The sequence below is a fragment of the Nitrosomonas sp. Is35 genome, assembly GCF_033063295.1.
Classification (GTDB): domain Bacteria; phylum Pseudomonadota; class Gammaproteobacteria; order Burkholderiales; family Nitrosomonadaceae; genus Nitrosomonas.
This window is the reverse complement of sequence record NZ_JAWJZH010000001.1, coordinates 1539647-1554033: the sequence shown is the minus strand read 5'-3', so window position 1 is coordinate 1554033 and position 14387 is coordinate 1539647. Positions and strand designations below refer to the sequence as shown.

Annotated in this window: 12 protein-coding genes; 6 read left to right on the top strand and 6 right to left on the bottom strand. The window is 49.8% G+C overall.

Going from position 1 to position 14387, the window contains the following annotated elements; genetic code table 11:
• Positions 1 to 215 precede the first annotated feature (215 nt).
• Positions 216 to 1835: an MFS transporter gene (locus tag R2083_RS07145; RefSeq protein WP_317537993.1), complete on the top strand. Its 1620-nt coding sequence runs from the start codon at positions 216 to 218 to the stop codon at positions 1833 to 1835.
• Positions 1836 to 1947: 112 nt separating this feature from the next.
• Here R2083_RS07145 and R2083_RS07140 read toward each other — a convergent pair whose 3' ends face one another.
• Positions 1948 to 3147 (bottom strand): hypothetical protein, encoded by a 1200-nt coding sequence (locus R2083_RS07140; protein ID WP_317530716.1) that lies wholly within the window; start codon positions 3145 to 3147, stop codon positions 1948 to 1950.
• A 313-nt stretch (positions 3148 to 3460) separates the two neighbouring features.
• Positions 3461 to 4354, bottom strand: coding sequence for an SPFH domain-containing protein (locus R2083_RS07135; RefSeq protein ID WP_317537992.1), 894 nt, complete (start codon positions 4352 to 4354; stop codon positions 3461 to 3463).
• A gap of 491 nt (positions 4355 to 4845) precedes the next feature.
• On the opposite strand from R2083_RS07135, the gene R2083_RS07130 reads away from it, so the two are divergent.
• The 5 genes from R2083_RS07130 (at position 4846) to R2083_RS07110 (ending at position 8981) form a co-directional block, all read left to right on the top strand.
• Positions 4846 to 5409 carry an OmpA family protein gene (locus R2083_RS07130; RefSeq protein ID WP_317537991.1) on the top strand — a complete coding sequence of 188 codons (564 nt, stop codon included), beginning with the start codon at positions 4846 to 4848 and terminating at the stop codon, positions 5407 to 5409.
• The gene (locus R2083_RS07125) at positions 5409 to 6623 is read left to right on the top strand and encodes an ExeA family protein (protein ID WP_317537990.1); all 1215 of its coding nucleotides are present in this window, start codon (positions 5409 to 5411) and stop codon (positions 6621 to 6623) included. Before R2083_RS07130 ends, R2083_RS07125 begins: the two co-directional genes overlap by 1 nt.
• Before the next feature lie 339 nt (positions 6624 to 6962).
• Complete coding sequence (locus tag R2083_RS07120; protein ID WP_317537989.1) at positions 6963 to 7571, top strand: LemA family protein; 609 nt, start codon at positions 6963 to 6965, stop codon at positions 7569 to 7571.
• A gap of 6 nt (positions 7572 to 7577) precedes the next feature.
• Positions 7578 to 8480 carry a YgcG family protein gene (locus tag R2083_RS07115; protein ID WP_317537988.1) on the top strand — a complete coding sequence of 301 codons (903 nt, stop codon included), beginning with the start codon at positions 7578 to 7580 and terminating at the stop codon, positions 8478 to 8480.
• On the top strand, positions 8481 to 8981 hold the full coding sequence (locus R2083_RS07110) for a TPM domain-containing protein (RefSeq protein WP_317537987.1): 501 nt from the start codon (positions 8481 to 8483) through the stop codon (positions 8979 to 8981).
• A 55-nt stretch (positions 8982 to 9036) separates the two neighbouring features.
• Here R2083_RS07110 and rsmA read toward each other — a convergent pair whose 3' ends face one another.
• Genes rsmA through R2083_RS07090 form a run of 4 tightly spaced genes read right to left on the bottom strand, consistent with a single transcriptional unit; the run spans position 9037 to position 14372 of the window.
• Complete coding sequence (gene rsmA / locus R2083_RS07105) at positions 9037 to 9801, bottom strand: 16S rRNA (adenine(1518)-N(6)/adenine(1519)-N(6))-dimethyltransferase RsmA (protein WP_317537986.1); 765 nt, start codon at positions 9799 to 9801, stop codon at positions 9037 to 9039.
• Entirely contained in the window at positions 9791 to 10801 is a 1011-nt protein-coding gene (pdxA, locus tag R2083_RS07100; protein ID WP_317530724.1) for a 4-hydroxythreonine-4-phosphate dehydrogenase PdxA, read from the bottom strand. Before pdxA ends, rsmA begins: the two co-directional genes overlap by 11 nt.
• On the bottom strand, positions 10791 to 12119 hold the full coding sequence (locus R2083_RS07095) for a peptidylprolyl isomerase (RefSeq protein WP_317537985.1): 1329 nt from the start codon (positions 12117 to 12119) through the stop codon (positions 10791 to 10793). The genes pdxA and R2083_RS07095 overlap by 11 nt, the downstream gene beginning before the upstream one ends.
• 42 nt (positions 12120 to 12161) lie before the next feature.
• The gene (locus R2083_RS07090) at positions 12162 to 14372 is read right to left on the bottom strand and encodes an LPS-assembly protein LptD (RefSeq protein ID WP_317537984.1); all 2211 of its coding nucleotides are present in this window, start codon (positions 14370 to 14372) and stop codon (positions 12162 to 12164) included.
• Positions 14373 to 14387 lie beyond the last annotated feature (15 nt).

The following is a 14387-nucleotide window of genomic DNA, read 5'->3' as shown; positions in this document are numbered from 1 at the left end:
CCAAGAAAATGAGAGTGTTCAGGAATGCTGTATAGTACCTAAAACTAAGTCAGCGGGTACTTTTTGCTACTGTAGTTAACTGCTTAAACGGAGCCTCAAACCATGACAAACATTCAATCGGACGTATTTCTCCACCTTCACCGGCTGGTGACAGACTCTAAAAATCCCTGGGCAATCGGTTGCGGCTGCTTCGCTGACTGAGGATAGCAAACGGAATGACAGGCTCCGCGTTTTCTCCCTTCAAGCATTGTATTTTCACGGTGCTATGGATTGCGACGCTGGTTTCAAATATCGGCACGTGGATGTTCAACGTCACTTCCGGCTGGGTGATGACCGAATTATCCCCCTCACCCTTCATGATATCGATGGTGCAAGCGGCAACAACCTTGCCGGTTTTTCTTTTTGCCCTTCCCGCCGGAGCATTGGGTGATCTTTTTGACCGCCGCAAACTGCTGATATGGACACAAATCTTTCTGGCAGCGGTGCTACTGCTTTTTACCGCACTGTTATGGAGCGGCAGCGTTAATGCCTGGACCCTGCTGCTGTTTACTTTCATCATCGGCACCGGATCAGCCTTTGCCATGCCCGCATGGCAGGCCATCGTACCGCGTCTTGTGCCGCGCGATACCTTGAGTTCCGCCATTGTATTGAATGGCGTCAGCATGAATATCGCCCGCGCCATCGGGCCGGCATTGGGTGGTTTTATTCTGGCCGCAGCCGGTGCCGTGGCGACGGCTTTTCTGGATGCCATTTCCTATCTTGCCGTCGCGGCAGCGCTGTTATGGTGGCGCGCGAGTACCACCCAAGACGATGCATTACCGCGCGAACGCTTGGCCGGTGCCATGCATGCCGGTATCCGCTTTGCCCTGCATAGCAAGCCGCTACGTCACACCTTGACTCATGCATTGGCTTTTTTCATGTGCGCATCCGCTTACTGGGCATTACTGCCACTGATCGCGAAGGATACATTGCAAGGCGGCCCCAGCCTTTACGGTATTTTATTGACTGCACTGGGCATTGGTGCCGTATCCGGGGCATTTCTACTCCCTGTCATGAAAAAACACTTCAGTGCAAACACAATCATGATAGTAGCAACAACGGTAACCGCGCTGAGCTCCATGTTGTTTGCTTATGGCGGACATGCGGTGACCGGTATGGTCGCAGGATTTACAGGCGGCGTGTCATGGATCATGGCGGTTTTGTTGTTGAATGTTTCCGCGCAAATGGCGCTACCGGATTGGGTTCGTGCCCGCGGACTCGCCATTTTTCAGATGGTGGTTTTCGGTGCGATGGCAGCGGGATCGCTCAGCTGGGGTCAGGCGACGGAAATGATCGGCTTGCCAGAAGCTTTGACCGCATCAGGATTTTTGGCGCTGTTGCTGATCCCAATCACGGCGCGATTCAAACTCAATCTGGGTGAACACCATGACTATACGGCGTCCGGTCATTGGGCCGATCCCGCGCCGGTGATTCCTGTATCGCACGATCATGGCCCCGTGCTGGTGACGCTGGAGTATCGTATCGACGATGCGGATCGCGCTGCTTTTTATGTGCTGATGCAGGAATTGGAGATAACCCGCCGCCGCGATGGCGCCATTCAATGGGGATTTTTCGAGGATGTTGAGGATCATGGACGATTCATCGAGATGTTCACGGTCGAATCCTGGGTTGCGCATTTGCGCCAGCATGCCCGCGTATCCGTGTCCGACAAGATGCTGCAAAACAAAATTTTCGCTTTGCATCGCGGAGAAACCTCACCGCGTGTTACGCATGCCGTTGCACCGCATACTGGCGGCCAGCTGAAAACAATCCCCAAAACACATCACGATCTATAGAGAGAAAACCGCAGCATGATCTGAGACTCCGGCAGGATTTGAGTAATACCGGTTTTCATAGAGAAATGGCAGAGCAATCACCGTTGCGAAACCGGTGATTGCTCGACTATAGCTAAGGTTTGGCTGGTTGCAGCTTCAACATCATGGGTTGCAGACGTTTGATGGTGGAAGGTGCCAGCTGGTCTTTGATTTGCAACGATTTAACCGCCGATGCCGGAGCACAATTAGCCACTTCGACCAATTTAACCACCAGTGGATTGAAAGTCACATCTACGCCGGTATAACTGCCGGCATCGTCACCATCGCGATCGCCGCGGAATTTGAATTCCTTCACCGGTCCATTTGGTCCTCCGCCCTGACGATCATCGTTGTGATCGGTGTCAATGTAATGCGCTGAGCTTTCCAAACTACTAACGATACTGTCAATGCGCCAACCGGGGGGAGCCGTATAGTAAGTATCGTTGCGCTCGCCTTCCGCAGTAGTCCAGTCGCTCCGTGTTTCTTGCGCTTTCATCCAGAGCCGTAAGTTGACGCGCGTGCCTTGGACGCTCCAGGTTGCTTTAGCCCAAACTTCCGGGCCATGACCACCGAATTCCTTATCACCTCGGGTATGAGGGGGTGTGAACGATAAATAGGTATCGCGCGCATAGGTTTCGGTTTTTTCCCGGCATACCGGTGTCGCGGGCTGAATGACGGCGATGCTGGAAATAGGACGATTCTGCCATTCCAACGTGAGGCGGTCGCTGGTTTTGGATAAAGGAACACCGTTGGCGCCGAGGTTAAGAGTCATGTGATAGTGCGTCAATCGGTCCAATTCGGGAGAAACATCCAGTGTTCTCGATGTGTCATGCAGCGTTACTTTGATTGGTGTGGTATCGAAATCGTAACCAAAAAATTCCAGCTTGTTGCGGCGGCTTGGATCCAGTGCCATATCCACTGCGGCTGGAACCACATGACACAGCGCCGGTTCAACCGGCGGTATCGCTTGATGCATTAAGCGTGCCCGGATTCTCACTAGGGCCTGGCGCACGCGTGTACCGATAAAATCCATATTGCAACGCAATTCATCGCCGGTAGCCGCTACGCTGCGATTCAGCACATCCGAGACTTCATTGCGCACCGTAGATTGCGCATCGCTCGTCAACTTCGCGGTGGTATCTTGCAATACCGTTTGCCACGATGCGGAGTTCCGGTCCAAGGCATCGATGGCGTTATCCAGCGTAGCAACAGTATCACCGGCAACATCGCTGACTTTGTCGGTTAACTTGTCGATTTTGTCGCCGATGCTGCAACCCGAGATCAGAAATGGCACAAGTATCATGCTCCAAAGGAACAGTTTGTGGGTTCGATGAGATTTTTTTGAAAAGATTGTGGTCGCTGACATGCTGTTATTCTCCTTTATAGTGTCGATAAACTCGCATTGCTACTGCATTGAATCAGTATTGCCGATACCGCATTTCACTATATAGCGATATCTCCAATTAAAGTCAAACGTGAACGACATTACCTAATTCTTTATCTCATTTGAACTTTTAATCAATCGCATTAACTCTCACAGTAAAAAAAGCACTCACCGCAACGGCTCCCGGATTGCAGGCTTGACTTTACTTGCGGCAGTTGAATCACTATTGCGTCGATTGCGCCATCTGAATCACCGGCTGCGCGCCCGATTCGGATAACAATACGGTCATCATGTTGGTAACCAGCACTGCGCGTTGATCGGATGTCAGCGTAACGATTTTTTTATCTTCCAGATTCTTCAATGCTACTTCGACCATACCGACCGCCCCATCGACAAGCTTTTGACGCGCCTGTACCACCGCTTCCGCTTGCTGGCGCCGCAGCATGGCATTGGCGATTTCCGGCGCATAAGCCAGATGGGCAATTTTGGCTTCTTCTATCACAATGCCCGCCACTTCGACGTGCTGCTGTATAGAATCCCGCAACAGCGCTGCAATGGCATCCAGATCGGTACGCAAGCTCTTGCGTTGCCCTCCTTCGGCAGCGTCATAGGCGTGACTACTGGCCACTTGACGCACGGCGGATTCACTTTGGATTTGCAAGTAATTCAATGTGCTTTCAACGTCGAACACCGCCCGGGCGGTATCTTGCACCCGCCAGGCAATCACGGCGGCAATCTCAATCGGACTGCCGCGCTCATCGTTGACCTTCAGAACCGGTGTATTCCAGTTATTGATCCGTAAGGACACGCGAGTCCGGTTATAAAACGGATTCACCCAGAAAAAACCGCTCTGATTAACCGTTCCGGCATAACTGCCGAAAAAAATCATGACGGCTGCCTGGTTGGGTTCGAGCGTGAATAATCCTTTGCAGCAGAACAGCGTAATCACCAGTAACGCCGCGCCACCCATTAATTTGACTGGCCCACCCGGCGTGGCCACTAAAAAAACCGCGAACAATATCGCAGGTAGCAATACCACCACCATCAACCACCCGTTGGTGCCGGAAATGATCTGTTCGTCTGTACCGATTACACTGCTGCCCGATTTCTGGTTCACATCCATCTCCTTTCAATGGTTCATTGCACACAATGAGTTTGTTTCTGTGGTATTCTCGAGTCCATCCATTCAAACCGAAAAAATTTCCGGCTATTGATATCTGCTAACATAGCATTCTTTTGTAAAGAGTTATGCGATAAACATAACATCAAGCAATAAAAAATTTGTGCAATTCAATGAAATTAGAGGTAATGTACCACCCCTAATTAACTGAACACGATTCACGTGTAAAAACAATACGCTATCTGGTTTAAACCGCTGCATCTGAGCAAAGTAACTTTCAATACATTAAAATATTTCAGCTTATATCCGTTAACATTCGCTTGCATCAGCAACACATTAAAAATCAATATAACGAGTACTTCCCTATGCGTTCAATTATCATTGGATTGTCTGTGATATTTTTTGCCTTATCGGCTTTCATTACGTATAAGGCGATGAATTTACAGAGTTACACAACTACTTATTCATATTTAAATAACCAATCCGATTTGGCAGTTATACCGGCTCCTCCGGTTGCAGCACCCACTGCGGCAGCCGAAACCTTGATTCAATCAGGTGTTGATCCGGAAGCCGATAAGGCTTTCGCTACAGAAATGCAAGAAGTCATCACGCAGCTTGAGAATAAAGTGGCGACAGCGGAAGATAAGATAGCCGGTATTAAGGCGGTCAATCTCGATACGCAACCGCGCACCGTGACAGTATTCGGCGGCAAGACATTCCGTTCCGGCCAGGATGTGGTACAGGATGTTGCTTATTCCGCGATTGAAAATCTCGTGCAGGAAATAGCCGCATTTCCAAACAGCCGTATTCTCATCGAAGGCCATACCGACAATATACCGACAGGTAAATCCGGCAGTGACAATATGGATTTATCTTTGCGTCGCGCGAAGGCGATTGCCAATATACTGGTTTTAAACGGCATACCGAAAGACCGGATATCGGTTAATGGTTACGGTGATACACAACCGATAACTTCCAATAATACCGAAGAAGGTAGAGCCAAGAACCGCAGAGTTGAAGTAAAACTTTTGCCGCAAGGGGGAGCCAATTAATGCACATGTACTCGCAGCACTTTAACCTCAACCGACTTCCATTCGAGAATGTACCCGATCCATTGTTCTTTTATGATCATGGAGATCATGCCCGGATTCGTAAACAAATATCCGGTTCCCTGCTCAGCGGACGTGGCTTGATTGTTGTCACCGGTCCGATCGGATCCGGGAAAACAACATTGAGTCAGATGATAAAGTCTGATTTTCCCGAAAATATCAAACTCATCTGGATGGCCGAACCGCCTGCGAATAGCTCGGATCTTTACTTATTTCTGGCGCAAGAACTTGGAGTGCAGCCGACTTCGGCGGAAAAAACCTTCGTCATGCGGGATATCCGGAATGCATTGTTAAGAATCAATGCGGAAGGAAAAAAGTGCTTAGTCATTATGGATGAATCCCATCTGATGACGGAAGACGTGATCAATGGCATTCGCTTGCTCAACAATCTTGAGGAAGGCTCAACCAAACTCATTCAGCTATTGCTGCTCGGTCAGGAAGAGTTGATGGAAAAGATCAACCGCCCCGAGATGGCGCCCTTTAAGCAGCGGATCGCGGCACTGGAAACACTCGGAAAGATGAATGTCGATCGGGTGTTGCAGTACATCAAACATCGTATTCATGTGGCAGGAGGAACACCTGAGCTCATTTCAGATACCGGATGGGAAGCGCTCACGATCGCGTTCGGTTCCGGGGGAACGCCACGGACCATCAATTCACTCTGCGATCGATCGCTCAATGTTTCGTATGAACGCAATAAAACCATTGTTGATGCTCAGGATGTGTATGAAGCTACCCAACGAATGGGTATGATAACCGACGTATTTCATTACATTATTTTACTCAACAACCGGGAAAGAAAGAATCAGGAAACACACTCGCCTGCAACTGGCACTGTCGCGCAAGAATCAACACCACCCGCAGTTGAGAAAGTTCAGGCCGCTGCGCATACGGTCAAAAAAACCGAGCCGAAAGTAAATCCGGAAGTTAGCAATGAACCTTTGCATATCCCTGAAGAAAAAATCGAGCTATCTGAACCTTCGTATGACGATATCGCACAAGTAATCAAGGCTAAATACGATCAGAAAGGTTTGATGCTTTCCATGGGCGTTCTCGCTCTATCAATCACTGCGTTTATAGCCAGTATTTTTTTCTTTTGCCATCGATCCGATTCTTCGGGAGTGCTCGATTGCCTTCGTAACTTACTTGGCTTTTGATCAACATTTAACACGCATCAACCCGAGTCCAAATAAAACCAGGCCCGCTTATAAAGCGGGCTAGTAGTTTATACCTGACCTGATCGAAACTTAATTGTGCGAGCTTTATTCTTCCGGCACACAGTAAAACCTAACAAGTTAAGTCCAGCAAACAACATCGCATATATTTTCCGGCTTCTGGAACGGAAGGGACTGAAGAATCAATCCAATGAATTTAAACGATAGAATGAGTAAGATATTGCTACTTTCCGGTTTTGATAAAAGCAAATAACGATAAAGATTGTAATTGCTACATTCATCTCCATGTATAAGATAATTTCAATTTCATGGGAGCAGGATATGCGCGCTTTTCTATCGCTCACGGCAATTCTCTATGCGCTTTCTTTAAGCGGCTGTGGTTACAATACATTGCAAGCCACGGATGAACAAATTAAAGCCAGCTGGGCGGAAGTTTTGAATCAATATAAGCGCCGCGCTGACTTGGTGCCTAATCTGGTCAATACGGTTAAGGGGTTTGCCGCGCAAGAAAAGGATGTGCTGTTAGGCGTTACGACGGCTCGCTCCAGAGTCGGCGGTATTCAAGCCAGCCCGGAGTTGCTTAATAATCCCGAAGCTTTCGCCAAATTCCAGAACGCACAAGGTGAATTATCGAGTGCACTTTCTCGATTACTGGTCGTCACTGAGAACTATCCCGAATTAAAGTCGGATGCGAATTTCCGCGATTTACAGGCACAGCTGGAAGGTACCGAGAATCGCATTACCGTGGCGCGCAATCGGTATATCAAGGCGGTGCAGGAATACAATATCGTGGTGCGTTCTTTCCCCAGCAATCTCACGGCAATGATGTTCGGTTTTCAAACCAAACCCAGCTTTACCGTGGAAAATGAGCAAGAAATATCGGCTGCGCCCCAAGTGGATTTCGCTGCGCCCGCACCAGCGGCAAAATAAGTCACTATGATACTCACCAGAATGATCCGGCCGGGAATAACAGTAGGGTTGCTCATAGCCATGTTGTTTAGCGCTATGCTCGCTATGGCCGATGTTGCCATTCCTCCGCTCAAAGCACATGTCAACGATTTGACTGCAACCCTCTCCGCCAGTGAAGTCGTGCATCTGGAGCAGAAATTGCTGGCTTTTGAGAAAACCAAAGGCAGTCAGATTGCGGTATTAATGATCCCGACTACGCAGCCTGAAACCATCGAGCAATATTCCATACGCGTGGCGGAAGCGTGGCAATTGGGGCGTAAAGGCATAGACGATGGCATTTTATTGCTCATCGCCAAGAACGATCACGCCTTGCGCATCGAAGTTGGCTACGGATTGGAAGGCGTTATACCGGATGCGATAGCCAAACGCATTATCGCGGATATTATGACGCCGCATTTCAAACTGGGTCATTTTGCCAACGGTATTGATGCCGGAATCGAGGCCATCATCCATTTGATTCAGGGCGAACCGTTGCCGCCTCCTAAAAACTCCCGAAACACTAATAGCGCTGCGGGTGAACATTTTCCGGTTGAGAATTTTGTTTCCCTCCTGATCGGAGCGATGATACTGGGAAGAATGTTACAAGTTATGCTCGGCCGCCTTGCCGGCGCAATGGTCACTGGTATTGGCGTGGGAATCATCGGATGGCTGTCTTTTGCGTCGTTGACGGTTGCCATTCTAATAGCGATCACGGCATTTTTTATCAATCTCTTTTTGAATAGCGGTGGAGGAATTTATCGAACCGGGCGTGGTGGCTGGTCAGATCGCAGTTACCGGCACGGCGGCTTTGATCGTGGCGGTTTCGGTGGTGGTGGCTTTGGTGGCGGAGGCGGCGGTTTTGGCGGCGGTGGTGCGTCGGGGAGGTGGTAAATGAATTTTGCTCGAATCCTGCGCCATTTATTAACCGGACAATTGACACAACGCCGCACATTTCCGGCCGTGTCGCTTGCAGCGATCGAACAAGCGATTGTGCAATCGGAAATGACACATGGCGGTGAAATTTGTTTTGCCGTGGAAGCGGCGTTGAATACGCTGCCGCTACTCAAAAACCAGACTGCCCGGGAACGTGCGATTGAGGTATTCTCACAAATGCGGGTCTGGGATACGGAACACAATAATGGTGTGCTGATTTATTTGCTATTAGCCGATCGCACAGTGGAAATCATCGCCGACCGGGGTATTCATGCCAAGGTCCCGGATCAGGAATGGCATGCTATTTGCCGGACAATGGAATCGGCATTCCGGCAACGGCAATTCGAGACTGGGGTCATCGCAGGTATTCATGCTGTTGGTATGCAGTTGCAAAAATATTTTCCATTTGATCCGGAGAAAGATACCAATGAGCTTCCCAATAAGCCCGCAGTGCTTTGAAGCGGCGTGTAACTGAGCGCCAGCCGTCGAATCAGCATGGATGCAATACCAATCGTCAGGCTAAGAAATTTGCGATCGCGGCAAATTCCTTCACCGACAAATTCTCGGCGCGCAACCCCGGATCGATTCCCAACGTACTGAAATCACTGGATGTTAAATGTTGTTGTAGTGTGTTGCGAAGCGTTTTGCGGCGCTGTGAAAATGCTGCGGTGACAATTTGTGCGAATAATGCTTCGTCCTTAACGATGCGCGAGGATGAATCGCGCGGCGTCATGCGAACGATAGCCGATTCAACTTTGGGTACGGGGCGGAATGATTCCGCCGGAACACTGAAAACATATTCCATATCGAAACGGTATTGCAACATGACGGAGAGCCGTCCGTAATCGGCTGTGGAGGGCGAACCGACCATGCGATCGACAACTTCCTTTTGCAGCATAAAATGCATATCCAGGATATGTTCTGAGAATTGACTCAGATGAAACAGTAACGGCGTTGAAATGTTATAAGGCAGATTGCCGACAATGCGCAGTTTGCTGCCCAGCGCGGAGAAATCGAACTTCAGCGCATCAGCGGCATGTATGGTTAATTCTTCCTGTGCAAACGCTTGATTCAGCTTGCTCACAATATCCCGGTCAATTTCGATCACGTGCAAGTGATCCAGAGCCTGCAACAAAGGGCGTGTCAGTGCGCCCAGTCCCGGTCCGATTTCAATAATCCGGTCGCTCTTCTGCGGATAAATTTCAGCAACGATTTGCGCAATAATATGCTGATCGACCAGGAAATTCTGGCCAAATCGCTTGCGTGGATTATGATGCATGACGGAGAAATTGGGTTTGGTTCTTTGTTAGCTGCACAGCCATTTCAATCGCTGTCAGCAAACTGCCGGGATTCGCCTTTCCTGTTCCAGCCAGTTCCAATGCGGTACCGTGATCGACCGATGTGCGAATAATGGGTAATCCCAGGGTGATATTCACGCCGCCGCCAAAACTGGCATGTTTCAGAACCGGCAAACCCTGATCGTGATACATGGTGAAAATACAATCGAACTGCTTCAGTTGCGCCGGGTTGAACAAGGTATCCGCCGGTACCGGACCGGTTAGCTGCATGCCTTCGGCACGTAATTTATCCAGTACCGGAATGATGACATCAATTTCTTCCCGGCCTAGATGTCCCGATTCACCGGCATGCGGATTAAGCCCAGCAACGGCAATTCGCGGATTTTCCAACATAAAGCGCGTGATTAGATCGCGTTGAATGATGCGCAGTTTGCTTTCGATTCTATCCGCCGTGATGGCCGCGGCCACATCTTTCAGCGGTAAATGCGTGGTTGCCAGCGTTACTCGCATATTCCCGCCCGCCAGCATCATAACGACGGGGCTATGCAGCAATTCGGATAAATATTCGGTATGTCCGGTGAATGGAATGCCGGCATCGTTGATCACACCCTTATGCACGGGAGCGGTCACCATGCCGTCAAACTGACCGGATTGGCAGGCGGCAACTGCAAGGCGGAGTGTTTCGAGCACATACTGCGCATTCGCCGGATTCAATGTGCCCGGAACCGCTGCTTGCGCCAATGGCACATGCATCAACTGCAAGCTACCCGCTTCATGCCGCGCTGATGGCGTTGCGGCGGCATCAATCAGTTTCAGCGGAAGCTGCAACTGCCGCGCGCGCGCCATCAGCAATTCGCCATCAGCAATAGCAACCAAGCGGCACGATAACGGTTGTTGCGCGATTTGCACGCATAAGTCGGGGCCGATTCCCGCCGGTTCGCCGGGTGTCAGTACGAGTGAGGGAATAATTTTAGTGTTCATGATCATCGTCCAAACGGTATTCCACATACGCTTGATCACGCAGCTGCCGCAACCATTCTTGCACCACGACATCGGCTTTGCGTGAGCGGATCGCTTGCCTTGCAGTCTGACGGCGCCGGTCCAGGCTGATATCCTGCGAACGGCGTTCCAGCACTTGGATTAAATGCCAGCCGAATTGCGACCGGACCGGATCGCTTATCTGTCCCGGCAGCAGCGCATTCATCGCTCGTTCAAAATCTGGCACGGTATCACCCGGCGAGAGCCAGCCCAGGTCGCCGCCGGAAGAAGCGCTGGTATCTTCGGAATACAGTTTCGCAACTTCTTCGAAGTTTTCTCCTTTATCTAGCCGCTCCTTAATCTGAAGAATCTTTTGCTTGCCATCGCTTTCCGAAGTCAGTTCATTAATTTTAATCAATACATGGCGCGCATGCGTTTGGTCAATGATGACGGTCGGTGTTTCCTGAGCGCGTCTGCCGAGCAGCTTGAAAATGTGAAAACCGCTGGGGCTTTGCACCACCGGTGTCACATCGCCGGGTTGCAGCGGTTCCAGCAGCTCGGCGAAAGTTGGGCCCATTTGCGTGACTGGGCGCCATTCAATGATGCCGCCGGTCTTGGCGTCGGCCGCATCGGAAAATTCCGCCGCGACCTGGGAAAAATCCACACCCTGCTGAAGCTTATCAGACGCCAATTTGGCCCGCTCCGCTCGTTGCTGAATTTGACTCGGTGCGATATTTTCCGGCACCAGGATCAAAATATGTGCAAGACGGTATTCGTCTTGACCTTCGGATGTGGATTTTTGCGTCTGGAGGTAATTATCCACCTCCCCTTCGGTCACATTCACTTGATGCTTTACTTCCCGTTCCTTGAGCCGCGCCATGATCATTTCATCGCGGATTTCATCGCGGAATTTATTGTAGCTGATGCCGTCTTTTTCCAATACCGCATGAAATTCCGGCAAGGATAATTTATTGTCGGCTGCAATCCGTTGTATGGTCTCGTCCAGTTCGCTTTCACCAACCGCTAGGCCAACTTCCTTGGCATGCTGCAATTGGATATGTTTCATGACGACCGATTCCAGCACCTGATTCTCCAGGCTACGTTGATCCGGCAATTGCACGCCTTGCTGCTGCAGACGGCCAACCGCTGTTTTAACCGCATCGTCAAGCTCCTGGCGCGTAATGACATCTTCGTTCACCACGGCGACGATATGATCGATGGCTCTGGCCGCCGGAACAAACATCGGCTCCTGCGCGGCAACGGATGCCGATAGCAATACAGTAAGCAGCAAGGGAATGCAAAAATAATTGCTTTTATGCATAAAATGACAACACTGGATAAATGCGATAGGAAAAATCAACGCTTAATGAACGCTGGTATAGCCGGGAATGCTTTGTTGCAGTACCTGCAACGGGTTATTGCCAAGTCCCATTAACCCTTTTAACTCAAGTTGCACAAAAAATGCGGTGGTGGTCGTTTGTGTCGCGGTCGTCAACCGTTGCAGTACAACCCGTAAGGCCCAGCAGCACGAGTTATATTCAAAACCGGCCAAACCGGCCAGAATTTTATCATCCAGCAATGAATAATTGACCCGGGTAACGCCATGCCAATTTCCGCCCAGCGGCCATTGCATCGAAGTATCCACTTGCTCCAATACACCGCGGGTAAACCGGTAACCCAGATTGAGCACCTTTCCGGCTTCCGGCTGGTAGCTGATACCGGTGCGAACCTTTTCAATCCATAATTTGGATTCGTCCATCTGGACATTCGAGTCGGCACTGATGGTTGGTGTCAGACGCCCGGATATCGCGGCAATGAAGTCCGACCGGCCGCTGGTGACTTGAGGCGGAAGCAATAGAACTCTAGGGTCGTTAAAGTTGAATTGCTGTCCAACGGCAAGGCGCAATCGTTCGATCCCTGTCTCCTGCTCCACGAATCGCGATGTCAACGCAGTTACGACGCGATTGGCATCGTTGATACGGTCACCGCCGCTGAAACGGTTTTCGGTCAGTATTTGCGCAAAGCTGAAGTCATTGACTGCGGAGTCAAAATTAGGCAGGAAACTTTGATTCCGGTATGGCGCGTAAACATAAAACAAGCGCGGTTCCAGCGTCTGAACAAATTTTGTATCCCATAGCCTGACTTGACGGTCAAATGCAATGCCGCTATCCCAGCTGAAAATCGGCACGGTGCGGTCAAGGTTGTTGCTTTTACCTTCAACCGGCGCTGAATCAAGATTATAGTGGGTATAGTGCAGCCCGAATTTAGGGGTGATATAGCCGAATTCATTGCGCAACGGAACACTGACACTGGGATAAAAAACCAGGCGATTGCCATCGACGAGTGTCGGATGATAAAAATTCGTCCAGCTGCTTTTCATTTCAAAATCCATTTTGCCGACATTATATTTGACGGCATTCAAAGCAAAATGCGGCAATCGCTCGTAGGGAGAAACAAACCGTGCAAACGGATCCTGGAGGGTTTGAAAGCGCTGTGCAAATCCAGTGAATTGCAATGCGCCATCCTTACCTAACCTACCGTTGTATGCAACGCCGGCTTGTTGCGACAAGTTGGTCAAGCTGGTCTGTGCCAGGTTAGGGGTAAGCTCACGAAAATACCGGTCGTCAGATACCTCGTTATAATTTAGAAAGCCTTGCCAGCCCCGGCCGATATTCTGCGAATGCGTGTATAAAACGCCCCAGCGGGTTCGATCGGTATTAATGTCCATCGGCAGGATATCGAACAGCAAATGACCGTTCATGTTGTTATTGCCGAGATAGCGCAGCTCATTGCTTAACAAAAAACCACGCATCGTCATAATCCGCGGTGTTATGGTCGCATCGATATTGGGTGCGATATTCAAATAAATCGGCAACCCCATATCGAAGCCGGTTTTGGCGTTGTAGCCCGCAACAGGCGCCAGTAATCCGCTTTTACGCCGGCCGCTGTAGGAGAAATTGACCCACGGTGAATATAAAATCGGCACATCTTTAAACACAATACTGACATGCTTCGCGGTAGCCACTTCTTGGTTGTTGTCGATTTCCAGCTCTGTCGCGCGCAGATACCAATCCCTTTTTTTGGGCGGGCAGGTGGTGTAGTTGGTCTCTTTGATCCGGTAGTGATCTTTGCCTTCAAAATACAAGATATCGCCAGCACCGCGCCCTTTTCCTTGTTTCATGGAATAGCGCGGTTCGGTCAATTGACCGACTTCGGTTTTCATATTGAGTTCGAGTTTCTTGCCTTGCAGGATATCCTTAGGTCTTTCCAGGTGGATATTTCCTTCAACTTCGGTATCTTCGGTCTGCTCGTAATATTTCACACGATCAGCCTTAAGAGTATTGTCACCTTGTTGCAGAACCGCATTTCCGGTTGCTTCGACTTCTTGCTTGTAATAACCGGTAATTCGATCAGCCTCGATGAATACTGGTTTCTTTTGCGGTTTGACGATCGGTTTATATTCGATCTCACTCTCACCTTCGATTCTGGGAACGACGCAACTGCCCCAACTGTTGAGCGGTAAAGTGAGCACTAACGCCAGGATAAATATACTCGGGATAATAGGTAACTTCATTCTGGATTTAGTGTG